The sequence below is a fragment of the Sulfitobacter sp. AS92 genome, from assembly GCF_038900015.1.
In the GTDB taxonomy this organism is placed as follows: domain Bacteria; phylum Pseudomonadota; class Alphaproteobacteria; order Rhodobacterales; family Rhodobacteraceae; genus Sulfitobacter.
This window is the reverse complement of record NZ_JBBMQL010000001.1, coordinates 502,811-525,925: the sequence shown is the minus strand read 5'-3', so window position 1 is coordinate 525,925 and position 23,115 is coordinate 502,811. Positions and strand designations below refer to the sequence as shown.

Genomic DNA, 23,115 nt, shown 5'->3' with positions numbered 1-23,115 from the left:
GGCCCCAATGCACCCGATATTAAATGTACAGGGCGTCTGCGACACCCCTGTGCCGCCAGATGCCCTTGTTGGTCACATCAGAAGGGAGCCTGTCATGTATAAGCGTATTCTCACCGCCGCCCTGCTCTTTGGCATGGCCTGCACCGGGCCACCGGCTTGGGCTCAGGCTCTGGCCTGCGCCCCGCGCGCGGTGCTCGCCACGAAATTGGAAACCGACTATGGCGAGACCCTCTCGGCGCGGGGGCTTCAGAATCCGAACGCGTTGATCGAGGTCTTTGCCTCTCAGGAAACTGGCAGCTTTACCGTGCTGATAAGCCGGCCCGAAGGCATAAGTTGCATTCTATCGACCGGTACGCATTGGATGGTCGAGCCTGTCGCGCCGCCGAAGAAGGGCGCGGCGAGTTGAGCATAGGCCGACTGTCAACTTGCCAGCATCCGCAGCCCTTGGGTCACATCAGAACGCACCGCCAACCGCAGCCCCGGTTCATCACCGGCGCGCAGGGCGGCGATGATCAACCGATGGAAATGCGGCGGCTCGGTCCGCCGCAAGCGACCATAGAGAGCGCGCATCGTGGGGCCCATTTGCAGCCATACGGTTTCAGCCATGGCGAGCATGGCAGGCGCTTGGGCGCGCAGGTACAACGTGCGGTGAAATTCCAGATTGGTGCGGATGTAGCTGACCGCATCTCGGTGGGCCACGGCCTCGGCGATATTGGTATTGATCGTCTGCATCCGCTCGATCAGCGCCATATGGGCACGCGGCAGGGCACGCGAGGCCAGTTCGACCTCTAGCAGCGTCCTGAGTGCTGCCAATTCCTCGATCCGCTCATTGCTGAGTTCAGGCGTCGAGATGCGCCCCGAGGCCGACATCGTTAGCGCGCCTTCGGCCGCCAAACGCCGCACCGCTTCGCGCGCGGGCGTCATGGAGACCTCATATTCCTTGCCGATACCGCGCAGGGTCAGTGCATGACCGGGCGGTAGATCGCCGTGCATGATCTGCGCGCGCAGGCGACGGTAGACGCGATCATGGGCCAGTGGGGTGGCCTCGACAGGGCGGGGGCTTAGGTTCATGATGCGCTTGTGATCACAAAATGGCCACCCGTCAAGCGCGGCATTTTGCGGCGCTGAGCACGATCACCCGTTGTCCCGGGCCCTGCGGCGATTTATCGGGGATAAAACCGCCAAAGGAGACGCGCCTTGACCAAACGAAACTTCATCCGTCACGTGGTCTTTTTCTCGGCCAAAGACCCCCAAGACTTGCCTACGATCGTGGCGGGGCTTTGGAAATTGGCCAACATCCCGCATTCGACAACCTTCGAGATCTGCGAAAACACCCGTGTCGATGCGCTTTCGGGCGATGTGGATGTGGTTGTCTATGCCGAATTCCCCGACGCCGAGGCGCTGGCCGCCTATAAGGCGCATCCAATCTACCAAGAATCCATCGATATCGTCCGCCCGCTGCGCGACATGCGCGTGCCTGCGGACTTTTAAGGCGCAGCATGGCTGGTCCTTGCGTTCTCTTTGACACTGGCCCGCTGCGGGGCGGCACAGGTTTTCGCGCGCTACAGCGGATCATCAGTGCCGAGACCCCTGCAGAGGTGCCCGCGGCCTTTGCAGCCCTTGAGGCGGCGCAGGCGGGCGGAGCATGGCTTGCTGGCTATGCGAGTTATGAGTTGGGCTACCTCGGCTCTGGCAAGCTGCGCGATCTAATGCCTGCGGGGCGCGGCCTGCCCTTGCTGCGTTTCGGGGTTTTTGATGCGCCTGAGGCGTACCATTTCGAGGATGCGACAGCGGACGCCAGCCTGTCTGCCCTGACGCCGGATTGGGATTTTATCCAGTATGAGGCCGCCTTTGCGCAGGTGCAGGACTTCATCACAGCCGGGGATATCTATCAGGCCAATCTGACCTTTGGGATGGAGGGGCGTTATAGCGGCACGCCTGCCGCCCTCTATGCCCGGCTGCGGCAGCGCCAGAGGGTGGAACATGGGGCCTTCGTCGATCTTGGCGGCCCGGTGTTGCTTTCACGCTCGCCCGAGTTGTTCTTTGCGCTGAATGCTGATGGCCACCTGACCGCGCGTCCGATGAAGGGCACCGCACGGCGCGGGCAGGATGCCCATGAAGACGCCAAGCTGCGCGCCGATCTCGCCGCGTCGGAAAAGAACATGGCGGAAAACCTGATGATCGTTGATCTGCTGCGCAACGACATCAGCCGGATTGCAGAGGTGGGCAGCGTCGAGGTGCCGAAGCTGTTCGAGATCGAGACCTATGAGACCCTGCATCAGATGACTTCGCGCATCACGGCACAGGTTTTGCCGGAGACGCGCCTGACGGACATCTTCAACGCCCTCTTCCCCTGCGGCTCTATCACCGGTGCGCCCAAAATTCGCGCCATGCAGATCTTGCGCGCGTTAGAACCTGCTCCACGCGATGCCTATTGCGGCGCTATTGGCTGGATCGCGCCCTCAGGGGCGATGCAGTTCAACGTGGCGATTCGCACGGCGACCTGCCACGCCGACGGGCGGCTCCGGCTAAATGTCGGTGGCGGCGTGGTGCATGACAGCACAGCCGAAGATGAATATGCCGAAGCGCTGCTGAAAGCGCGCTTTGCGACCCTGCCCTAGAACCGATAGCGGTGCAGCGCGCCGCCGTGATCGCGCAGCCATTGCCGGGGGGCCTGATAATCCCCGTAGATCCGCGTGACCTCGGCCCAGAACGCCGGCGAGTGGTTCATTTGCGCCAAATGCGCGACCTCATGGGCCGCAACATAATCCAGCACTTCTGGCGGTGTCATAATCAGCCGCCAAGAAAACATCAGCCCGCCGTCACTGGTGCACGATCCCCAGCGGGACCGCGTGTCGCGCAGGGTGATGCGGTTGTAGGACCTTCCCAGCAGGGCGGCATAGTCGTCACAAGCGCCAGCCAACCGATCCCGTGCCACTTCGCGCAGATGTGCAGCAAGCCGTTTGCCAACGCTGTCGTCCGGACCGGGCACGAGAATCTCTTCGGGACCGATCCGCACGCCACGCCCCTGCCCGCCGCGCACCTTGAGAACCTTGCCGCCCACAGGCAGCTCAGCCCCCGGTGCGACAATCACGTCTTCGCCCCGCGCGGCAAGGTGTTGGCGAATCCAGTCTTGCTTGGTTTCGGCAAAGGCCAGCGCCTCACGCTCGGCCAAGCGCTTGGGCATGGTCAGCGTCACTCGTCCATCCAACTGCGAAATGCGTAAAGAGATGCGACGGGCACGGGCCGAACGGCGCAAGATCAACGGAATCGGCGGGTTGCCGGGCAGCACTGGGTCTTTCATTACCGGAGCAACGTCCCTAGATAGTGGCCAAAGCCTTTGACAGTGCCCCCCTCATATGGCACTTGGCCGGAATCATCTACACGCAACAGCAATATTATAAAGGGGTGTTTCATGCCCAATGAAGAATGGGGAACCAAGCGCCTGTGCCCCACGACGGGCAAGCGCTTCTATGACCTCAACAAGAATCCGATCATCAGCCCCTACACGGGCGAAGAGGTCGCGGTCGACAATTCCAAGTCGCGCATGATTGCGGCGGATGCCGAGGATGCGGTCACAGCCAAAGCCAAGAAAGGCGATAAGGCAGACGACGATTCCCTCGTTGATGACGACGATACAGTTGATGTGGATCTGGATGATGATCTGCTGGACGACGACGATGATGACGAGGATACAGTTCCCCTCGACGATATCGCCGATGTCGCGTCAGACGACGACGACTAATTAATCGACGGCGGGGTCAATTTTCTGCTTGATCCCGCCTTCGCCAGCGCCTAGTTAGCGGCGCATAACGACCCGGATCACACGATCCACGATGGGGCCTTAGCTCAGCTGGGAGAGCGCCTGCATGGCATGCAGGAGGTCAGCGGTTCGATCCCGCTAGGCTCCACCAAGCCTTTTGCAAAGCAAAAGGCGTCGCGCGGCAGTCGCTTCGAAGAAGCGATGAGAGCGCAGCGCAACAGTCCATACAAACGATACAAGCTATATCGCAGTTGCAAACGATGCTCTGCGATCAAAATCTGTAGGCCACCCCTGCCTACTGGTCGGCGATTTGTCTCGCCTCTTGCCACTACGCCGCGCCCATGATGTGCACTACCTAGCGCGGGCCAAACCTTGCCAAATCACCAACCCATTGGGATAGGCTGATGATAGCCGGTCGCGCCTTACGCTCACTTCCAGCCCCGCTCAGAACACCGCCCGTCGGATCAGGTTCAGCCCCGCCACCATCAGCACCAGCAGCGTCATCTTGCGAAACAGCACGGGGTCCACTCGGTCCATCACCTTGCTGCCCAGCCAGACACCCACGAGCACTGGCAGGATCAACAGCGCCGAAAACGGCCAAGTTTCGGCATTCAACACACCCGACCCGATATGCGCGGCCAAGAGCGCGACCGCACCCAGCCCGTAGATAACGCCCTGTATCCGCATCTGGTCGTGTTTCTCGGTCCCGAGCGCAGTCAGGTAGGCCACTGTAGGCGGCCCCCAAATGCCTGAAATGCCGCCGATAGCCCCGGCAAATCCACCGACCAGCGCCTCAACCTTCAGCGACCGCTGGGCGAGGCGAAATTTATACTTCGACAGTTGCAGCAGTGCGAACAGCACCACCGGGACCCCAATCATCAACAGCATGGCCGTTGGCGGCACCAACCGAACCAGTTGCGCGGACAGCACCAACATCACGCCGCCGCAAATCAAGAATACCCGGAAAAGCCGGATCGACCGCATCGCCGCCTTCGGCCCCTGCCGCAGCGCCTGAAGGGCATTCGCCAAAACAGTCGGCAGAATCAGGCCAGCCAGCGCTAACTCAGGCGCCATGAAGGTCGTGAGACCTGAAATCAGCACCAAAGGCAGAGCGAACCCGACGACCCCTTTAACAAAGCCACCACACAGGCCGATCGCAAGTGCAGCATAGAATTCGAGCGGGGTGAGAAAGGGAAAAATACTGTCCATACCGCTACATAGCAGCCTGCTCGGCAACCGCACGTCGAAAATGGGCGCGCAAGATTAGAACAAAATGCTGCATAAAAACGTATCTTTGTTGTGCTGCAAATGCGAAAGGTCTATATCTTCCCCAAGCACGAAAGGACAGCTCATGGCACATGACGGTCAGGATATGACGATGCATAGCGTAATTCTCGATGATCTGACCGGGCTGACCGGCGCGGCACTGGCGCCCCTCGACCGGTTGCTAGAGCAGGCTACCGCCGCTGTCCGCGCGCAGGTCAGTGAGGATGACCGCGTTTCGGCCAAGCTGATCGAAGCCAATCAGACAGCAGCCCATGGGCTCGCGTGGCTTGCCACCTATGTGCAGGCGCTGCGGCAGATGCAGCTTTGGGCCGAACGGTTGCAAAGCGACGGCCGCTTTGGTGAGGTCGAAGAGCTGCTGCATCAAATCGCCTTTGGCGAATACCTCTGCCAGATCCGGGGCGGGATCCAGATGAACCAGGGCGAGATGCTGCGCCTGCAAGATTTGGGATTGAGCGCCGAAGATGAAACCGTGCTTAATGATCCAGCGATCACGACCCTGACCCGCAGCGGCAACACGCAGGCCGCGCGCAGCCGTTTGGTTGAACTCATGCAGGAGCGCAGCGCCGATGTGACCTTTGGCGTCAGCGGCCTCGACGAAGAGCTTGAGATGATCCGCGACCAGTTCCGCCGCTACGCGGTCGAGAAGGTCGAACCCTATGCCCATGACTGGCACCTTAAGGATGAGTTGATCCCTATTGAAGTGATCGAAGAACTCGCCGAGATGGGCGTCTTTGGCCTTACCATTCCCGAAAAATTCGGCGGGCTTGGCCTGACCAAAGCGTCGATGTGCGTGGTCAGCGAGGAACTTTCGCGCGGCTATATCGGCGTCGGCTCGCTTGGCACCCGCTCGGAAATCGCGGCGGAACTGATCCTTTGTGGCGGCACCGACGCGCAAAAAGAGAAATGGCTGCCCCGCATTGCCAGCGCGGAAACCCTGCCCACGGCGGTCTTTACCGAGCCGAACACCGGGTCGGACCTCGGCAGCCTGCGCACCCGCGCGGTGAAGGACGGGGATGACTACAAGGTCACCGGCAATAAGACTTGGATCACCCATGCGGCGCGGACCCATGTGATGACGCTGCTGGCGCGCACGGACCCCGACACGACAGACCACCGCGGATTGTCGATGTTTTTGGCTGAAAAAACCCCCGGCGACGATGCCAACCCCTTCCCCACCCCGGGCATGACCGGCGGGGAGATCGAGGTGCTCGGCTACCGCGGGATGAAGGAATACGAACTGGCGTTCGATGGTTTTGAGGTTAAGGGCGAGAACCTTCTGGGCGGCGAAGAGGGGCGCGGTTTCAAACAACTGATGGAAACCTTTGAATCGGCCCGCATCCAAACCGCTGCGCGTGCCATCGGCGTGGCGCAATCGGCGCTCGATATCTCGATGCAATACGCGCAAGACCGCAAGCAATTTGGCAAATCGCTGATCAACTTCCCCCGCGTGTCGGGCAAGCTGGCGATGATGGCGGTGGAACTAATGATCGCGCGGCAGTTGACCTATTACAGCGCCTTCGAAAAGGACGCCGGACGGCGCTGCGATGTCGAGGCAGGCATGGCCAAACTGCTCGGCGCGCGTGTCGCTTGGGCGGCAGCGGACAATGGTTTGCAGATTCACGGCGGCAACGGTTTCGCGCTGGAGTACAAGATCAGCCGGGTTCTATGCGATGCGCGGATTCTCAACATCTTTGAAGGTGCGGCGGAAATCCAAGCGCAGGTTATCGCGCGGCGGCTGCTGGGCTAACGCGCCGGGGTTGCAAGCGCTGCCGATGTCGAGGACATAGGCGGCGTTTCAAACTAAAGGACAGCCCATGCGCAGCCTCTTGATCCTCGCCGCCCTCAGCGCCCTACCGCAATGCCAAGGCGATGAGACCGTCCGCGCCTACGAGGCGGGCGACAAGGCATGGACCTTGGTGGAGTTGGACGGCACCCCCTTCGATGCCCGAGCCACGCTGACCTTCCCCGAGACCGGCAAAATCGCCGGAGAAGCCCCCTGCAACGCTTATAGCGCTGCGATGACGGTGCCCTACCCGTGGTTCGACGCGGGCCATATCGCCGCCACGCGCCGCGCCTGCCCAGACCTTGCGGCAGAGGCGGCGTTTCTGAAAGCCTTGGGGGATGTGACGATCTCGGACGTGTTGGGCGACACGCTGATCCTGTCGGATGACAGCGGTGAACGGCTGGTGTTCAAAGCCGCCGACTAAAAGCGTCGATAAACCGCGCCCGCGCCTCGGGCAGCGGTTTGCCCCCCAGATCGCGCGCCAAATGCGCGGTCAGGAAATGGCCCGTGGTCACCAAGCCCTGCGCAATCTCCGCGTCACTGCCCGCGCCCCCACGCAGAACCGCAGGCAGGGGCAGCAGCCGATCCGCCCACTCCCCCGCGCCTTTGGCCGATACCGCGCGGCCCGATTTGGGCGAGACATAGATCAGTTCTTCGCTCACCCCGGTCACCGCGCAGCTTTCCAGATCGAGCGCATAGCCCATTTCTTCCAGCAGGCGCAGTTCCCATTTCAGATAGGCCAGTGGCCAGACATCCCCCTGCCCCAGCATATCCAAGAGCGTCTCGGTGCGCAGGTAAAGCGCGGGATGCGGTTCGCGCTCGGGCAGGCAGAAGGACAGGAGTGCGGTCACTGCATTTAGCCCCGCCAGCGCCAGACGGTCCTGCATGGCCACCGCCGCGCGGCTGCGCAGCGGCTCGACGGTGAAGGCGCCGATATGATCCTCCAGCCGCGCGCGCCATGCCACGTCAAGCTGTGCGCCGGGTTGTAAGCTTGGCGCGATCTTGCGGCTGGTGCCGCCGCGCACGACACCTGCATGGCGGCCTTGTTTGGGGGTAAAAACCTCAATGATCGCGGAAGTCTCGCCATGTCGCCGCGCGCTCAGCAAAATGCCTTGATCGCGCCATTCCATCAGCTCAGCCCCGGTTCGTCCAACAGGTGGCGGCCTTGCCTGTCTTCGACTTCGATCACCCAAAGGTCGGGATCAAAGCCGCGCTGGCGGGTGACAGTAGCGTCGACCTCCCCCTCGTCGCCAGACGCCAGTTCGACCCACTTTCGGTCCCCTGTCATCAGATCGAAGGAGCGCTGGAACAGCATCGCACGGCCATCGAGCGTTGCCAGTTTCACCAAGACCGCGCCGCCGGTGTCATCACCATGCGCCACAACAAAAGCGGGAATATCCTGCAGCCGCAGCCGGGTGAGATAGGCATCGACCCAGAAGCGCGCGGTCAGACGCGGCATGGCTGACCTTTACGCTCAGTCATTGCCATCTTTGAAATCCAAGCCCATCTCGGAATAGCGCTCGGCCTCTTCCAGCCAATTGGCGCGGACTTTGACCTGCAAGAACAGATGCACCTTGCGGCCAAGGAACTCTTCAAGCTCTTCGCGGGCAGCTTTGCCCACGGCTTTGATCGTTTCGCCCTTGTTGCCCAGCACAATGCCCTTGTGACCATCGCGGATCACATAGACCAACTGGTCAATCCGGGCAGAGCCATCGGGGCGCTCTTCCCAGTTCTCGGTTTCAACCGTGAGCTGATAGGGCAGTTCCTGATGCAGACGTAGGGTCAGCTTCTCGCGGGTGATCTCAGCCGCGATATTGCGCATCGGCAGATCGGCGATCTGGTCTTCGGGGTAGAGCCATGGGCCTTCTGGCACCTCTCCGGCCAGCCACTGGCGCAGCGTGTCGATGCCGTGGCCACGCTCGGCGGAGATCATGAAGGTTTCGGTGAAGTCAAACCGCGCGTTCATCTTCTCGGTCAGGCCCAGCAGCACCGGCGCCTCGACGCGGTCAATCTTGTTGATCGCCAGCGCAACCCGGCGGCCTTTGGCGATGTTGCCAAGTTCCTCAAGAATGCGCTCCACACCCTCGGTCATGCCACGGTGCGCCTCGATCAGCAGCACGATCACATCGGCGTCCGCAGCCCCGCCCCAAGCGGCGGCAACCATCGCGCGATCCAGACGGCGGCGCGGCTGGAACAGACCGGGCGTGTCGACGAAAACAAGCTGCGTCTGCCCCTCCATCGCGACACCACGAATGCGCGCACGGGTGGTCTGCACCTTATGGGTCACGATCGAGACTTTGGCCCCCACCATGCGGTTCAGCAGCGTGGATTTGCCCGCGTTGGGCTCTCCGATCAGGGCGACGAATCCGGCACGGGTGGTCATGAGTTCTTCTCCAATTGCCGCAGCAGCGTGGTGGCGGCGGCCTGTTCGGCGGCGCGTTTTGAGGGCGCGGTGGCGGCGGCTTCGGCCCCGTTATCCAGCCGCGCGGTAATCGTAAAGACAGGGGCGTGATCGGGGCCGCTTCGGTCGGTCTGCACGTAACGCGGCGGCATCAGCCCGCGCGCCTGCGCCCATTCCTGCAACGCGGTTTTGGCGTCACGCGCGTCTTCCTTAACGGTTTTAAGCCTATCGCCCCAAAGCCGCAGAACCAACCCTTTTGCAGCTTCAAAACCACTATCGAGATAGACAGCGGCGATCACTGCCTCAATGGCATCGCCCAAAAGCGCCTGTTTGCGCCGCCCGCCCGAGATCATCTCAGAACGGCCCAGCTTCAGGACCTTGCCCAGATCAATCTCACGCGCCACGTCTGCGCAGGTTTCTTTGCGCACCAACGCGTTGAAACGCGGGGCCAACTGGCCTTCGGTCGCACCGGGATCAAGCGCCAGAAGCGCTTCGGCCATCACAAGCCCCAAGACCCGGTCGCCCAGAAACTCCAACCGCTGATTGTCATCGCGGTTGGCCGAGGACATGGAGGCATGGGTCACGGCACGGACGAGCAGTTCCGGCTTGGCGAAACTATGGCCGATACGCGCCTCAAACGCTTTTAGGTCACCGCTTAGTTTCATCTGACAGCTTCAAAGAAACGATCGCTGCGCCATGTCCAGAAGAACAGCATTGAACGCCCGGCAGAGCTGAACACAATGCGGTCTGCACGGCCAATCAGGTTCTCGAACGGGACGAAACCCACACCGCCTGCACGCTGTGCCAAACGGCTGTCGGCTGAGTTGTCGCGGTTGTCGCCCATGAAGAAGTAATGCCCTTCAGGCACGGTATAGACGCCGGTGTTGTCCGACTGCTGATTGGTAATATTCAAGATAGGGTGCGACACACCATTGGGCAGGGTTTCGATCTGGCGGCTTTTAACGCAGGTGCCGCCTTGACCCACGGGGCCATTTTCACAACGCGGACGGAGTTGCTGCGGGCCTTGCGGGGCCATCGCTTCTTCAAACGTGCCTGCGTCTTCAACTTTGACCGGGGTGCCGTTCAGGCTGATGATCCCGTTTTGGATCTGCACTTTATCACCCGGCAGGCCGATCAGACGCTTGATGTAGTCACGGCCCGACACGGGGTGGCGGAAGACTACGACATCGCCGCGCTCAGGCTCAGAGCCGAACAGACGCTCGTTATCGCCATCAAAGACACCGCAGACATCTTTGGCGTCGATCTCGACCCCAAGACCGGGGAGCATCACGCTGGGACAGGAGGCGTAGGAGTAGCCGTAGGCCATCTTGTTTACGAAAAGGAAATCACCGATCAGCAGCGTCTCTTTCATGGAGCCGGAAGGGATCCAAAAAGGCTGGAAAAACAGGGTCCGGAAGACACCGGCGATCAGCAGCGCCCAAAAAATTGTCTTGATGGTTTCGACAAAGGCGTTGCCGGTTTTTTCCTTGGCGGCCATGCGGCGCTCCTGACATATCGGTTTGGGGTTACATGCGGGGCCGTGCGGGCCAAGTCAAGTGAAGCGGGACCGGATCGGCCTGCCCCGCGTGGATATGACGCGAAACGCCACGACACGCCAGCCCACGAAGGCCTAATCGGCAAGGGGGCGCGCTTCGATCACCACAAAGGCCTGCGCCCAGGGGTGATCGTCAGTCAACGTCACATGGATAATCGCCTCATGCCCCGGCGGGGTCATCGCGGCAAGGCGATCAGCGGCCCAGCCGGTCACCTCCATCACAGGTTGGCCCGTCTTTAGGTTGCTCACTGCCATGTCACGCCAAGCGATGCCCATGCGCAGCCCGGTGCCGAGTGCCTTTGAGCACGCCTCTTTTGCGGCCCAGCGTTTGGCATAGGTGCCCGCCACATCGCGGCGACGTTCGGCCTTGTGTTGCTCAATGGGCGTGAAAACCCGATTGCGGAAACGGTCGCCAAAGCGGTCGAGCGTGCCTTGGATACGGTCGATATTCGCCAGATCAGTGCCGATGCCGAGGATCATTGAAAGCCATTCTTGTCGCGTGATAGGGCCGGTGCGCCCTTTGCAGGCAATAGATCATGGCGTGTTGCTGAGGAAAAGCAGCAATGCCACATTAAAACGCCGCCCCGCGGGGGCGGGACGGCGTTAACCGGGTCTAAGTGATGTTCAGTTTATGCGACGGCGTGGCGGGCCTTTTCGGCTTTTGCCTCGTCAATCGCGCGCTGCACGGACGCGCGCTGCTCGGTCAGGAACTCATAGCCCGGGCGGCCAGCGGTGGCTTTGATCGCGTCGTCGTAGTTTTCGACCAATGCGGATTCGCCGTTGATGATCTCGTCATAGACCGCTTCCGCATCGCCTGTGACCGCATCGCGCAGCTTGAGCCAGCCCCGGTGGGCCGACGCGGCGACAGAACCCTCTTCGGAAACGTCGATACCGTCTGCGCCCAGTTGGCGGTGCAGCTCGGTGTGGAACTTCTCGCGCTCGGCGATGCGCTGATCGAAGAAGCCGACAAAAGCCACTTCGTCAGAGACTTGCTTGCGGGATTCACGATAGCCGTCACGGCTGTCGATCAGGCGGGTGTGCAGTTTCTGCAGTGTATCAATATGGTCGCTCATTGGTGCCTCCAAGGTTTGTTAACCAGTCTGGCGGCCCAACGCGGCAAAGCCGATTTGGGTCCATAGCAAAGCATCGAATAAGTAAGTTTCCGCCGTTGCAGGAGGCCTGGGTTAGTCCTCGCGGGCCGCATCCATAAGGCGGCGCATTTCGGTGATCGCGGGCTCCAACCCTAAAAAGATTGCCTCTCCGATCAAGAAATGCCCGATGTTAAGCTCGCGCACTTCTGGAAAGGCGGCGACGGGGGTCACTGTGTCATAGGTAAGCCCATGACCCGCGTGAACCTCAAGACCTAGGGACGCGGCAAACGTCGACATCTCACGCAGTTTCGTTAGCTCAATATCCGCCGCGTCCCAGCGGCCTTCGGCGAAAGCATCGCAATAGGCACCGGTGTGCAGCTCAATCACCTCGGCCCCAATGCGGTTGGCGGCCTCGATCTGGGCAGGTTCAGCCGCGATGAAGATCGACACCCGGCTGCCCGCTTCGCGCAGCGGGGCGATGAAATGAGCCAGCTTGTTTTCCTCACGCGCAACTTCCAGACCGCCCTCGGTGGTGCGTTCTTCGCGTTTTTCGGGGACGATGCACACCGCGTGCGGCTTGTGACGCAGGGCGATCTTTTGCATCTCATCGGTGGCGGCCATCTCAAAATTAAGCGGAACGGAGAGGACCTCCATCAACCCTTCGATATCGGCGTCTGAGATATGCCGCCGATCTTCGCGCAGATGCGCGGTGATGCCATCGGCCCCGGCCTTCTCTGCGATTTTGGCAGCGCGCAGCGGGTCAGGGTAGGCCCCGCCCCGTGCATTGCGCACGGTCGCCACATGGTCGATGTTCACGCCCAATCTCAGCTTTGGTTGGTCAGCCATGTTGATTCCTCTCGCATCATTACCGCGACCATAGGTTGGAATTTTCGGCAACCCCATAGGGGGAAGCGCTTTTTCCAGAAATTTGATACTGGCAGAGGTTCAGTCCGCGTGGCGCTTGGCCTCGGCCTTTTGCGCGGCCTTATGTTTCAGCGCCTCGAACTTGGCCTTGATCATGCCCCGCCGCCGCTTTTGATAAGCGCGCAGAACCGGGACCGAGATGTAATAGGCGATCGTGGCACAGATCATCCCCGGCAGGATGCCCCCGATCAAATAGGGGTAGAAAACCTGATGGAAAAAGACCGCAAGGCCGGACCAATCCATCGTCGCATCGGTAAAGATCGCAAAGAAGTTCTCTTGTAGGTCGTGCCCCGCATCCAGAAACTTCCCACCGAAAGAGCGATGCTCTCTCGCCGCCACGGGCGCGCCGAGGATCCAGTGCCCCGTTTGCAGGGCAGCAATCCCAATTGGGACATAGGTCAGCGGATTGCCAAAGAAGGTCGCCATGAGAGCCGCCAATATATTGGCCCGCATCAGCCGACCAATAAGCGCGGCCACGATAAAATGCAGCCCGTAGAACGGGGTGAAGGTGGTAAAGACCCCGGCCCAGATGCCCCGCGCAATGCGTTCGGGGCTGTCAGGCAGCCGCCGCATCCGGTGTTTGACATAGTGAAACGCACGCGTCCATCCACCGCGCGGCCACAGAAACTCGGCCAGCGCGCGCAGGGTCGGTTTCGGATCGCGGCGTTTGAAAATCAAGTCTTAGGTCCAGTATCGGCGTTTCTTCTGCGCGGGTCAGCCAGTCTTTTCGACAGTCTTTCCCGTGCTCATATTGCGGTGCCTGCTGACATCGGCGACCTCACTCTCGGCTTCAAGCGTGGACATCAGCGAATGCAGGTGTGTTACATCTCTGAGATCCACATAGACCACCAGCCGGTAAAAGTCAGGCTTACGCTCCACAAATTCCAAATCCGAGATATTGGCCGAGGCTTCGCCGATCAAGGTGCAGACCCGCCCCAACACCCCCGCGCCGTTGCCGATGGTGATATCGAGCGCGCAGGTATAGACCGCTGGATGGCTGCCGTCATGCCAGCGCAGATCAAGCCAGCGTTCGGGCTGAGCTTCGTATTCCGAGAGGCGGTCACAATCGATCGCGTGGACGGTCACGCCCTTACCCCGGAAAGTGATGCCAACGATCCGTTCGCCGGGCAACGGCGTGCAACAGGGTGCTCGGTCAAAGCTCTGGCCCGGCTCCAGCCCGACCACGGCGCGGCGCACATCGATCTGCTCGCCCTTTTGCGGGGCGAGGTCAGGATAGACAGATTGTACGACCTCCCGCCCTGTAAGCTCGGAACTGCCAAGGCGAGCGAGCACCTCATCTGAACCGTTCAGCCGCAGGTTTTTGGCAACAGTATGCAGTACCTTCTCGGTCACCTTCTTGCCGACTTGGGCAAAGGCCGAGCGTGCCAATTCGCGGCCCAGCTTGATAAACCGTTCCCGATCCACCTCGCGCAGCGACCTACGGATCGCCGACTTGGCCTTGCCGGTGGTTGCAATATCAAGCCATGTGACCTGCGGGGTCTGGCCCTGCGCAGTGGTGATCTCAATCGACTGGCCGTTTTTGATGCGCGTCCACAGCGGCACGCGCATCCCGTCGATCTTGGCCCCCACGCAGGCATTGCCGATCCGCGTGTGGATCGCATAAGCGAAATCAATTGGCGTCGCGCCGCGCGGCAGTTTCACCACATCGCCCTTCGGCGTGAAGCAGAACACTTGGTCGGCGTACATCTCAAGCTTCACCGCCTCGAGGAAATCCTCGTGGTCGGTCTCGGCGTCGAACTGTTCGGTCAGTTGGCTGATCCACTTGGCGGGATCAACGGCAAAGGGGTTCCGGCTGCGCACACCGTCACGGTAGGACCAATGCGCGGCAACGCCGGTTTCGGCCACGTCATGCATCTGCCGCGTGCGAATCTGCACCTCGACCCGCTTGCCATCACGCCCCGAGACGGTGGTATGGATGCTGCGGTAGCCGTTAGTCTTGGGCTGGCTGATGTAATCCTTGAACCGCCCCGGCACCGCGCGCCAACGCCGGTGGATCGCGCCGAGCGTACGGTAGCAATCTTCCTCGGAGGCAGTGATCACACGAAAGCCGTAGATGTCAGACAGACGAGAGAAGCTCTGCTCCTTCTCCTCCATCTTGCGCCAGATCGAATAGGGTTTCTTGGCCCGGCCAAAGACTTCGGCCTCAATATCCGCTTTTTCCAACTCGACCCGCATGTCGCCAGTGATCCGCTGGATCACATCGCCGGTGTCGCGTTGCAGCGTAATGAAACGCCGGATGATCGACGCACGTGCATCGGGGTTGAGCACGCGAAAGGCGAGGTCTTCCAACTCTTCGCGCATCCATTGCATGCCCATACGGCCCGCAAGCGGCGCATAGATGTCCATCGTCTCCCGCGCCTTTTTGACCTGCTTGTCAGGGCGCATGGATTTGATCGTCCGCATGTTGTGCAAACGGTCGGCGAGCTTGACGAGGATGACCCGCAGGTCCTTGGACATCGCCATGAAAAGCTTGCGAAAGTTCTCGGCCTGCTTGGTCTCGGTCGAGTTGAGCTGAAGGTTGGTCAGCTTGGTGACACCATCGACCAATTCGGCCACTTCGCCACCAAAGAGGTTTTGCACCTCGGCGTAAGACGCTTTGGTGTCTTCGATCGTGTCATGCAGAAGGGCGGTGATGATCGTCGCATCATCAAGCTGCTGTTCCGTGAGGATCGCAGCGACGGCGACGGGATGGGTAAAATAAGCCTCGCCGGAATGGCGAAACTGGCCATCATGCATCTGCGCGCCATAGTCAAAGGCTGCGCGGATCAGTGGCTCGTTGGTACGGGGATTATAGCCTTGAACAAGAGCGATCAGGTCGTCGGCAGTAATGTCGGCGCTGTTCATGCCATCTGCCTCATAGCCCCGGCCGGGGCGCGGGGGTTACCCCTGCCCCTGTGCGGCCATCAACTGGCGCAGCAACATTTCTTCGGACATGCTGTCTTCTTCGGGCTTGTCCTGCTCGGCACCCATCAAAAGCGCCATGGCGTCTTCTTCGGGCTCGTCGACTTCGATCTGGTTCTGATTGCTTTCGATCAGACGCTCACGCAGATCATCGGCAGACTGCGTTTCGTCTGCAATCTCACGCAGGGACACGACCGGGTTCTTGTCGTTGTCGCGGTCGACGGTCAACGGCGATCCGGCAGCAATCTCACGGGCGCGGTGCGCGGCCAGCATAACAAGCTCGAAACGGTTCGGAACCTTATCAACACAATCTTCGACGGTGACGCGGGCCATGAAGCCTCCAATATCTCATTTGCTGCCAGAAGTGCGCTATTTAGGCCTCTTCAGGCAGATTTACAAGCCGTTATTACAGACGCCGCACGCTGGCACGGTCCCGCTCCGGCAGGGCCTCAAGCAAGGCGCGCACCGGCTTTCCAAGCAGCGGATGTACCCAATCAGGTGCGACATCTGCCAGCGGCACCAAGACAAACGCACGGTCCTGCAGCCGCGGATGCGGCAGGATCAACTGCTCAGGTGTGCGGCCAATCTGCGCCTCAAGCGGCAAGTCGCGCCACATCTTGTGGGTGTTACGGTCTGGCAACACAATATCGTCACAGGCCAGCAGGTCCAAATCCAGCGTACGCTGCCCCCATCGCTGCACGCGCTCGCGGCCCATCTGCGCTTCGATGCGGTGCAACACCCCCAAGGCTTTCTGCGGGTCCCACGATGCTTCGACACGCACAGCAGCGTTCACATAATCTGGCCCTGCGCCTGCGGGAAATGCCGGAGTGTGATAGAATGGGCTGGTGGCGCGAATCACCGCGCCAGACGTTTGCAATAGCTTTAAAGCCGATTTCAGAGTTTCCTGCGGTTTGCCCACAGAAGATGCAAGATTACCGCCGAGCGCAATCAGAAGGCTATACTTTCGTATAGGCTTTCTACTGCTTAATTCCATCCCTTCGGGGTCTTGCGGCATCGCTAAAAAACCTTAGTTATGCACCCTGATGTGGGGGCATCGCCTGACGTCACGAATTTTTTAATCCGCGGCGATTACAAATTAAACCGGGAATACGGCGAAGCCTGCCGAAAGGATAGATTAATGTTCTACAAAGATGAGCGGTTGGCGCTATTTATAGATGGCTCCAACCTATACGCCGCGGCAAAGGCGCTAGGCTTCGACATCGACTACAAACTGCTGCGGCAAGAGTTCATGCGCCGCGGCAAGCTGCTGCGCGCCTTCTACTACACCGCGCTGCTGGAAAATGATGAGTATTCGCCGATCCGCCCGCTTGTTGATTGGCTGAACTACAATGGCTTTTCCATGGTCACCAAACCGGCCAAGGAATACACCGACAGCATGGGCCGCCGTAAAGTCAAAGGCGACATGGATATCGAACTGGCCGTTGATGCGATGGAACTGGCCCCCCGCGTCGATCATATCGTGATCTTCTCAGGCGATGGTGATTTCCGTCCGCTGGTGGAAAGCCTGCAGCGCCAAGGCGTGCGCGTATCCGTTGTGTCGACGATTCGCAGCCAGCCGCCGATGATCTCTGATGACCTGCGCCGCCAAGCCGATAACTTTATTGAGCTTGATGATCTGCGTGATGTTATTGGCCGCCCGCCGCGCGATCCTATCTCCGCCCCGCAAGACTAGGCGCAAACCGCTTTATTCCCGCCCGAAACCATGCTGCCCCGTGCAGCAGTGGGTTATCTTTGTCTTTTTTATCGGGACAGCAGGCAAACGAATAACAGACCAGCGACTATGGCGTCACTGGTCTGTGAAATTTCTAAAATACCCCAGGGAAGATACAATACAGCACATGAACCCATGCGTTCCCCTTGATCCCATACTACCTGTTCTCGTAGGAGTAGACGACCCCCCGAAAAAGGGGGGTAAAGTGAGGGAAGATGCTCTTCGATGTCGCGGTACGGCTGGAAAAGCTGCAAGAAGTGGGCGCGCTTTGGGATGGGATCGTTGAGGCGCTTCGGCAGATCGGTTTCACCCAAGCCATTCACATTAGCGTTGGTGCAGATTTTAAAGACGCCCAGTTTCTATCCACCATTCCCGACCTTTACGATGACCTCCCCCCCGAGGATGACCCCTTTCTCCACCATTCGTGCAACAGCTACGAGGTGCTGACGATCGGTCAAGCCTTCGTGCACCTTTACCCCGATGTCACCCCTACTGAACATTCGCTAATCGCGCGCGCAGGACGCAAAGGTCTCTATGCCGCTTTCGCCGTGCCGATGCGGCTAAAAGGATCTGAACGGTTTGGCGGCTTTATCATCGGCAATGGGATGGAGGCCGACGAATTCAAACGGACCTTCAATGACATCGCCGAAGACCTCCGCCTTTTCTGCCTGCTGATGCACCGCCGCATCGAAGACCTGACCGGTACGACCCCCTTGCCCCTGCCCGAGGCGCCGGAAACCTTTGCAAAACTCAGCCCACGCGAAGCCGAAGTGGTGAACCTTCTCGCCCATGGCTATAGTCGCCAACAAACCGCGCATCGCTGCGACCTGTCGATCCACACTGTTTCGGATTACGCGAAGTCCGGCTACCGCAAGCTGGGCATCCGCAACCGAGCACAGGCCGCGGCGCTTGTGCACGGCACCGCGGGCAAGCCCGTGCCCAACAAGGACTGACGGGCTGGACGAAGCGCGCCCAAGCCCTTACCTCTGCGCCAACCGTTCGGAGACCTCGCATGACCAAAACGCCTCTCACCCTCTACCTTGCCGCGCCGCGCGGATTCTGTGCGGGCGTGGATCGGGCGATCAAGATCGTTGAGTTGGCGCTCGAAAAATGGGGCGCGCCGGTCTTTGTGCGTCATGAGATCGTGCATAACAAATTCGTCGTCGACGGGCTGCGCGACAAGGGCGCGGTCTTTGTCGAGGAACTGTCGGAATGCCCCGATGACCGCCCGGTGATTTTCTCGGCCCATGGCGTGCCGAAATCCGTGCCTTCTGCCGCGCAGGCACGCAATATGATCTATGTCGATGCCACCTGCCCGCTGGTGAGCAAGGTCCATATCGAAGCACAGCGTCACGCCGATGCCGGGTTGCAGATCATCATGATCGGCCATGCGGGCCACCCTGAAACAGTGGGCACCATGGGGCAACTTCCCGAAGGCGATGTGCTGCTTGTCGAAACGCCCGACGATGTGGCTGGGGTCGCCGTACGCGATGAGGGCCGTCTGGCCTATGTCACCCAGACCACCCTCAGCGTCGATGACACCGCGGATATCGTCGCCGCACTTCAGGCGCGCTTCCCTGCCATCATCGGCCCGCACAAAGAAGACATTTGCTACGCCACGACCAACCGTCAGGAAGCGGTCAAAGCCATGGCCCACAAATGCGACGCGATGCTGGTGGTCGGCGCACCGAATTCGTCGAACTCCAAACGGCTGGTCGAAGTCGGTGCCCGCGCGGGCTGCGCCTATGCGCAACTGGTGCAACGAGCGGACGACATCGATTGGCGCGCGCTTGAGGGGATCGGCAGCATCGGCATCACCGCAGGCGCATCGGCCCCCGAAGTGCTGATCAATGAAGTGATCGACGCCTTCAAAGCCCGCTATGACGTGACCACTGAACTGGTCGAAACCGCGCAGGAGAACGTTGAGTTCAAGGTGCCTCGCGTCCTGCGCCAACCCGCCTGATTGACCGCTACACGCCGCGCGCATAAACCGCGTTGGAAACTGCCGGAGACGACGATGCCAGATCTTTATGCCTACACAGACGGAGCCTGCTCGGGCAATCCCGGCCCCGGCGGCTGGGGCGTGCTGATGCGCGCAATGGACGGCGACAAGATCGTCAAGGAACGCGAGTTGAAGGGCGGCGAAGGCCAGACCACCAACAACCGCATGGAACTGATGGCCGCGATCTCGGCGCTGGAATCGCTCAGCCGTACGACAGAAATCACCATCGTTACTGACAGCAACTACGTCAAAAACGGCATTACAGGCTGGATCTTCGGCTGGAAGAAAAACGGCTGGAAGAACGCCGCCAAAAAACCCGTGAAAAACGCGGAGCTTTGGCAACGGCTGGACGCGGCGAACGCGCGGCACAATGTGACGTGGAAATGGGTCAAGGGTCACGCCGGCCACCCCGAAAACGAACGCGCCGATGAACTGGCCCGCGCCGGCATGGCCCCCTTCAAACCGGGCGGTAAGAAGTGAGCCTGCTGGCCCTGCTTGACTACGCCGCCGTGCTGGTCTTTGCCATCACCGGCGCGCTGGTGGCCAGCCGCGCGCAGCTTGATATCGTGGGCTTTGCCTTCATTGCCTGCCTGACGGCGGTCGGCGGTGGCACAATCCGTGACCTCCTGCTCGACCGCAACCCGATCTTCTGGATCGAAAAGCCCAGCATGTTGGGCGTCGCCATCGTGGCGGCGCTGGTGGTCTTCTTCACCGCGCACTTTCTGGAAAGCCGTTTTCGCACGTTGATCTGGCTCGACAGTTTGGCGCTTGCGGTCGCTGTTGCGGCGGGGGTCGGCGTGGCGATGTCTCAAGAACAGTCGGCCGCTATTATCATTGTCATGGGTATGATCACCGGCTGCATGGGCGGGCTGATGCGCGATGTGGTGGTGGGGCAATTGCCACTGGTGCTGACCCAAGGCGAGCTTTACGCCACCGCGGCCCTTTCAGGCGCTGCTGTGGCGGTGCTGCTGTCGCCCTATTTCGACGGCAGGCTCTACCCACTGCTGGCCTGCGCCGTGACGACTTGGGTGCTCAGGGCGGGATCGCTGTATTTCGGCTGGCACCTGCCGGTCTACAAAAGCACCCCACCAAAAAGCTAGGCGCTTAGACTGCGCTAAGGTTCGTTCCCGCCGCGATCTGCGCGCCGCGTTGAAACACATCGACACCCTGCACGCCCTTGCCTGCACGCTGCAATCGCGTCAGCCGTACTGCTCCGTCTCCGCAAGCAACGCGCAGGTCATCTGACAGCACCTCACCCGACGCACCTGTGCCTTCGTCAAGCACCGATCCCAGTACCTTCACCCGCTGGCCTTCAACCTCAAACCACGCGCCGGGAAAGGGCGACAGCCCGCGGATCAAGCGATCCACCTCAACCGCCGGGCGCGCCCAGTCAATGCGGGCTTCGGCCTTGTCGATCTTGGCGGCATAGGTGACGCCTTCTTCGGGTTGGGGCTGCGGGGTCAACTTCAACAGTTGCGACAGCGCTTTGTTGATCGCCAACGCGCCCATGGCGCTCAACCGGTCGTGCAATTGCGCTGTGGTCTCTTCCGCGCCGATATCCGTCTCTTCGCACAGCAGCACCGGCCCGGTATCAAGCCCCGCTTCCATCTGCATGATGCAAACACCGGTCTTTTCATCCCCCGCCATGATCGCACGGTGGATAGGTGCCGCCCCACGCCAGCGCGGCAGAAGGCTCGCGTGGATGTTCAGGCAGCCATGTTTCGGCGCGTCCAGAATGACCTGCGGGAGGATCAAACCATAGGCCACGACCACCGCCGCGTCAGCGTCGAGTTCAGAGAATTCTTCTTGCGGCTCCGGGTGTTTGAGCGATGCCGGATGCCGCACCAAAAGGCCAATCTCTTCAGCGCGCTGCTGCACCGGGCTTGGGCGGGGTTTCTTGCCCCGGCCCGCAGGGCGTGGTGGCTGGCAATAGACGGCGCAGATGTCATGCCCCGCCTGCACCAGCGCATCGAGTACCGGCACCGAAAACTCGGGCGTGCCCATGAAGATCAGTCGCATCTGTTCACTCCTGAAGGACGGGCAGCCCCGGGGCCGTCAGCCGCCCAGTTTGCGCGCCTTGCGCAACAGCATGTCACGCTTGGTTTTGCTGAGGTTGTCGAAATACATCTTGCCCGCCAGATGGTCGATCTGGTGCTGCACACTGACCGCCTCCAGCCCGACGAAATCGCGTTCGACCTCCGAGCCCGTCTCATTCAGAAAGCGCACCTTCACGCCGCGCGGGCGACGGATCACGGCGCTGAAACCGGGCAGGTTCGGGCTGGCCTCCTCATAGGGGTGCAGCACGGCAGAGGCATCGATAATCACCGGGTTCGCCAAGCGGATACGCCGGTTTCGCGCTTCCGAGGCATCGACGACGGCGACCTGCAACATCACCCCGATCTGCGGCGCGGCAAGGCCGACGCCGGGCATGGCGTCCATCGTCTCGATCATGTCGTCCCAAAGGGTGCGGATTTCATCCGTCACCGCCTCAATCGGCGCGGCGGGGCTGCGCAGGCGTTTGTCGGGCCATGGGACGTAGCGGCGAAGGGTCATTGGGCGTTAAACTCCGCAATTTTGGCGGCGCGGGTTTCCGCATCCAGATGATCGAAGGTCACCACGCCATCAAGGTGATCCATCTCATGCTGCGCGATCAACGCGGCAGCGCCCTCAAAGCCCTGCACATAGCGGCCACCATTCAGGCCCGTCCAAACCATCTGAACCTGCGACGGGCGCGAAATGTCGGTGCTGATGCCGGGAATGCTCAGGCAGCCTTCGGTATTGGTCACACGCTCTTCGCCGATCTCTTGAAACATCGGGTTAATGCAAACCAGCGGGTCGGACTTATCTTCCTTCCAACCTGCATCCATCACGAAAATCCGCAGCATCGCGCCAACCTGCGGCCCGGCAAGGCCCCGCCCCGGCGCGGCATACATTGTCTCCAACATATCGGCAGCCAGCTTTTCGATCTCTGGCGTGATTTCTTCAATCGGCGCGCAGATCTCGGCCAGACGTGGATCAGGCCAGCGGAGAACCTCTAGCGCACTCATTCGCGCGCCAGCTCACGCTTGAGCTTGACCATCTTGCGGGTGATCATCTGGCGCCTCAGCGGCTTGAGGTAGTCGATGAACAGCTTTCCATCAAGGTGGTCGATCTCATGCTGCACGCAGGTCGCCCAGAGTCCATCAAAAGCTTCTTGCTGCTCTTTCCCGTCCCGGTCCAACCAGCGGACCTCAACCTCAGCCGGCCGGGTCACATCGGCGTATTGCTCAGGAATGCTGAGGCAGCCTTCTTCATAGGTGTTCAAGTCATCCGAGGAGGTCACAATCTCTGGATTGAACATCAACAGCGGGCGCGGTGCTTCGCCCTCTTCCTTGACGCAATCGAGCACGATGACACGCCTCAGCACGCCGATCTGCGGCGCGGCAAGGCCAATGCCCGGCGCGTCATACATGGTGGTCAACATATCATCGCCCAGCACGCGCAGCTCGTCGCTGAGATCGGCGACGGGGGCTGCGGCTTTCTTGAGCCGTGGATCGGGGTGCAAAAGGATCGGGCGTTTCATCCCGCTCATTTAGGCCATGCCCGTGCATCGCGCAACCGGGGGCTTGCAGCCCCGGCGGCAGCGGTTAGCTTGGCTTCAATATCAGGAGTGATC

30 protein-coding genes and 1 tRNA gene are annotated in these 23,115 nt (G+C 60.7%); 12 read left to right on the top strand and 19 right to left on the bottom strand.

Annotation, left to right across the window (positions count from 1 at the left end; genetic code table 11):
* The first annotated feature begins 94 nt into the window (after nt 1-94).
* Nucleotides 95-406, top strand: a complete 312-nt coding sequence (locus WNY61_RS02545) for a hypothetical protein (RefSeq protein WP_342849877.1) — start codon at nt 95-97, stop codon at nt 404-406.
* 14 nt (nt 407-420) lie between these two features.
* Here WNY61_RS02545 and WNY61_RS02540 read toward each other — a convergent pair whose 3' ends face one another.
* Nucleotides 421-1,071: a GntR family transcriptional regulator gene (locus WNY61_RS02540; protein ID WP_342849876.1), complete on the bottom strand. Its 651-nt coding sequence runs from the start codon at nt 1,069-1,071 to the stop codon at nt 421-423.
* Nucleotides 1,072-1,197: 126 nt separating this feature from the next.
* Between WNY61_RS02540 and WNY61_RS02535 the strand changes: the two genes are divergently transcribed.
* Both WNY61_RS02535 and WNY61_RS02530 read left to right on the top strand, forming a co-directional pair.
* Nucleotides 1,198-1,491, top strand: a complete 294-nt coding sequence (locus WNY61_RS02535) for a Dabb family protein (protein ID WP_342849875.1) — start codon at nt 1,198-1,200, stop codon at nt 1,489-1,491.
* An 8-nt stretch (nt 1,492-1,499) separates the two neighbouring features.
* Nucleotides 1,500-2,621 carry an aminodeoxychorismate synthase component I gene (locus tag WNY61_RS02530; RefSeq protein ID WP_342849874.1) on the top strand — a complete coding sequence of 374 codons (1,122 nt, stop codon included), beginning with the start codon at nt 1,500-1,502 and terminating at the stop codon, nt 2,619-2,621.
* Here the strand turns inward: WNY61_RS02530 and WNY61_RS02525 are convergent.
* Nucleotides 2,618-3,304: a SprT family zinc-dependent metalloprotease gene (locus WNY61_RS02525; protein WP_342849873.1), complete on the bottom strand. Its 687-nt coding sequence runs from the start codon at nt 3,302-3,304 to the stop codon at nt 2,618-2,620. The two genes, WNY61_RS02530 and WNY61_RS02525, sit on opposite strands and share 4 nt — an antisense overlap.
* Nucleotides 3,305-3,415: 111 nt before the next feature.
* On the opposite strand from WNY61_RS02525, the gene WNY61_RS02520 reads away from it, so the two are divergent.
* Together WNY61_RS02520 and WNY61_RS02515 are read left to right on the top strand one after the other, a co-directional pair.
* The gene (locus WNY61_RS02520; RefSeq protein ID WP_007118144.1) at nt 3,416-3,745 is read left to right on the top strand and encodes a TIGR02300 family protein; all 330 of its coding nucleotides are present in this window, start codon (nt 3,416-3,418) and stop codon (nt 3,743-3,745) included.
* Between the two features lie 93 nt (nt 3,746-3,838).
* Nucleotides 3,839-3,914, top strand: a tRNA-Ala gene (locus WNY61_RS02515).
* A 293-nt stretch (nt 3,915-4,207) separates the two neighbouring features.
* Here WNY61_RS02515 and WNY61_RS02510 read toward each other — a convergent pair.
* On the bottom strand, nt 4,208-4,972 hold the full coding sequence (locus tag WNY61_RS02510) for a sulfite exporter TauE/SafE family protein (protein ID WP_342849872.1): 765 nt from the start codon (nt 4,970-4,972) through the stop codon (nt 4,208-4,210).
* Between the two features lie 142 nt (nt 4,973-5,114).
* On the opposite strand from WNY61_RS02510, the gene WNY61_RS02505 reads away from it, so the two are divergent.
* Both WNY61_RS02505 and WNY61_RS02500 read left to right on the top strand, forming a co-directional pair.
* Nucleotides 5,115-6,797 carry an acyl-CoA dehydrogenase family protein gene (locus WNY61_RS02505; RefSeq protein ID WP_342849871.1) on the top strand — a complete coding sequence of 561 codons (1,683 nt, stop codon included), beginning with the start codon at nt 5,115-5,117 and terminating at the stop codon, nt 6,795-6,797.
* Between the two features lie 67 nt (nt 6,798-6,864).
* Complete coding sequence (locus tag WNY61_RS02500; RefSeq protein WP_342849870.1) at nt 6,865-7,257, top strand: META domain-containing protein; 393 nt, start codon at nt 6,865-6,867, stop codon at nt 7,255-7,257.
* On the opposite strand, the gene recO is transcribed toward WNY61_RS02500, so the two are convergent.
* The 12 genes from recO to folK form a co-directional block, all read right to left on the bottom strand.
* The gene (recO, locus tag WNY61_RS02495; RefSeq protein WP_342849869.1) at nt 7,241-7,963 is read right to left on the bottom strand and encodes a DNA repair protein RecO; all 723 of its coding nucleotides are present in this window, start codon (nt 7,961-7,963) and stop codon (nt 7,241-7,243) included. The two genes, WNY61_RS02500 and recO, sit on opposite strands and share 17 nt — an antisense overlap.
* Nucleotides 7,963-8,292 carry a DUF1491 family protein gene (locus WNY61_RS02490; RefSeq protein ID WP_342849868.1) on the bottom strand — a complete coding sequence of 110 codons (330 nt, stop codon included), beginning with the start codon at nt 8,290-8,292 and terminating at the stop codon, nt 7,963-7,965. The genes recO and WNY61_RS02490 overlap by 1 nt, the downstream gene beginning before the upstream one ends.
* Nucleotides 8,293-8,307: 15 nt before the next feature.
* Entirely contained in the window at nt 8,308-9,216 is a 909-nt protein-coding gene (era, locus tag WNY61_RS02485) for a GTPase Era (protein WP_342849867.1), read from the bottom strand.
* A complete protein-coding gene (gene rnc, locus WNY61_RS02480; RefSeq protein WP_342849866.1) occupies nt 9,213-9,899 on the bottom strand; it encodes a ribonuclease III in 687 nt (228 codons plus the stop codon). The genes era and rnc overlap by 4 nt, the downstream gene beginning before the upstream one ends.
* The gene (lepB, locus tag WNY61_RS02475) at nt 9,896-10,732 is read right to left on the bottom strand and encodes a signal peptidase I (protein ID WP_342849865.1); all 837 of its coding nucleotides are present in this window, start codon (nt 10,730-10,732) and stop codon (nt 9,896-9,898) included. Before lepB ends, rnc begins: the two co-directional genes overlap by 4 nt.
* A 132-nt stretch (nt 10,733-10,864) precedes the next feature.
* The gene (gene acpS / locus WNY61_RS02470) at nt 10,865-11,269 is read right to left on the bottom strand and encodes a holo-ACP synthase (RefSeq protein WP_342849864.1); all 405 of its coding nucleotides are present in this window, start codon (nt 11,267-11,269) and stop codon (nt 10,865-10,867) included.
* Nucleotides 11,270-11,418: 149 nt separating this feature from the next.
* Complete coding sequence (locus WNY61_RS02465) at nt 11,419-11,862, bottom strand: PA2169 family four-helix-bundle protein (RefSeq protein ID WP_342849863.1); 444 nt, start codon at nt 11,860-11,862, stop codon at nt 11,419-11,421.
* A 111-nt stretch (nt 11,863-11,973) separates the two neighbouring features.
* Complete coding sequence (locus WNY61_RS02460; RefSeq protein WP_342849862.1) at nt 11,974-12,726, bottom strand: pyridoxine 5'-phosphate synthase; 753 nt, start codon at nt 12,724-12,726, stop codon at nt 11,974-11,976.
* Nucleotides 12,727-12,825: 99 nt separating this feature from the next.
* A complete protein-coding gene (locus WNY61_RS02455; protein ID WP_342849861.1) occupies nt 12,826-13,482 on the bottom strand; it encodes a DUF2062 domain-containing protein in 657 nt (218 codons plus the stop codon).
* Nucleotides 13,483-13,518: 36 nt separating this feature from the next.
* Nucleotides 13,519-15,669: a bifunctional (p)ppGpp synthetase/guanosine-3',5'-bis(diphosphate) 3'-pyrophosphohydrolase gene (locus tag WNY61_RS02450; protein ID WP_342849860.1), complete on the bottom strand. Its 2,151-nt coding sequence runs from the start codon at nt 15,667-15,669 to the stop codon at nt 13,519-13,521.
* A 36-nt stretch (nt 15,670-15,705) separates the two neighbouring features.
* Entirely contained in the window at nt 15,706-16,059 is a 354-nt protein-coding gene (gene rpoZ, locus WNY61_RS02445) for a DNA-directed RNA polymerase subunit omega (RefSeq protein ID WP_007118158.1), read from the bottom strand.
* Nucleotides 16,060-16,132: 73 nt separating this feature from the next.
* Nucleotides 16,133-16,741 (bottom strand): 2-amino-4-hydroxy-6-hydroxymethyldihydropteridine diphosphokinase, encoded by a 609-nt coding sequence (folK, locus tag WNY61_RS02440; RefSeq protein ID WP_342849859.1) that lies wholly within the window; start codon nt 16,739-16,741, stop codon nt 16,133-16,135.
* 123 nt (nt 16,742-16,864) lie between these two features.
* Between folK and WNY61_RS02435 the strand changes: the two genes are divergently transcribed.
* The 5 genes from WNY61_RS02435 to WNY61_RS02415 all read left to right on the top strand — a co-directional run bounded on the left by WNY61_RS02435 (nt 16,865) and on the right by WNY61_RS02415 (nt 20,560).
* Nucleotides 16,865-17,419 (top strand): NYN domain-containing protein, encoded by a 555-nt coding sequence (locus tag WNY61_RS02435; RefSeq protein WP_007118160.1) that lies wholly within the window; start codon nt 16,865-16,867, stop codon nt 17,417-17,419.
* A gap of 254 nt (nt 17,420-17,673) precedes the next feature.
* The gene (locus tag WNY61_RS02430) at nt 17,674-18,411 is read left to right on the top strand and encodes a LuxR C-terminal-related transcriptional regulator (RefSeq protein WP_342849858.1); all 738 of its coding nucleotides are present in this window, start codon (nt 17,674-17,676) and stop codon (nt 18,409-18,411) included.
* A gap of 59 nt (nt 18,412-18,470) precedes the next feature.
* Nucleotides 18,471-19,421, top strand: coding sequence for a 4-hydroxy-3-methylbut-2-enyl diphosphate reductase (gene ispH, locus WNY61_RS02425; protein WP_342849857.1), 951 nt, complete (start codon nt 18,471-18,473; stop codon nt 19,419-19,421).
* A gap of 54 nt (nt 19,422-19,475) precedes the next feature.
* On the top strand, nt 19,476-19,940 hold the full coding sequence (rnhA, locus tag WNY61_RS02420) for a ribonuclease HI (protein ID WP_040700705.1): 465 nt from the start codon (nt 19,476-19,478) through the stop codon (nt 19,938-19,940).
* Entirely contained in the window at nt 19,937-20,560 is a 624-nt protein-coding gene (locus WNY61_RS02415) for a trimeric intracellular cation channel family protein (protein WP_342849856.1), read from the top strand. The genes rnhA and WNY61_RS02415 overlap by 4 nt, the downstream gene beginning before the upstream one ends.
* Before the next feature lie 4 nt (nt 20,561-20,564).
* Here WNY61_RS02415 and fmt read toward each other — a convergent pair whose 3' ends face one another.
* The 4 genes from fmt to def (WNY61_RS02395) are packed head-to-tail and all read right to left on the bottom strand — an operon-like array spanning nt 20,565 to nt 23,022.
* A complete protein-coding gene (gene fmt / locus WNY61_RS02410) occupies nt 20,565-21,479 on the bottom strand; it encodes a methionyl-tRNA formyltransferase (RefSeq protein ID WP_342849855.1) in 915 nt (304 codons plus the stop codon).
* A 36-nt stretch (nt 21,480-21,515) separates the two neighbouring features.
* Entirely contained in the window at nt 21,516-22,013 is a 498-nt protein-coding gene (gene def / locus WNY61_RS02405) for a peptide deformylase (protein WP_342849854.1), read from the bottom strand.
* Complete coding sequence (gene def / locus WNY61_RS02400; RefSeq protein WP_342849853.1) at nt 22,010-22,507, bottom strand: peptide deformylase; 498 nt, start codon at nt 22,505-22,507, stop codon at nt 22,010-22,012. The genes def (WNY61_RS02405) and def (WNY61_RS02400) overlap by 4 nt, the downstream gene beginning before the upstream one ends.
* Nucleotides 22,504-23,022 carry a peptide deformylase gene (gene def, locus WNY61_RS02395; RefSeq protein WP_342849852.1) on the bottom strand — a complete coding sequence of 173 codons (519 nt, stop codon included), beginning with the start codon at nt 23,020-23,022 and terminating at the stop codon, nt 22,504-22,506. The genes def (WNY61_RS02400) and def (WNY61_RS02395) overlap by 4 nt, the downstream gene beginning before the upstream one ends.
* Nucleotides 23,023-23,115: the final 93 nt, after the last annotated feature.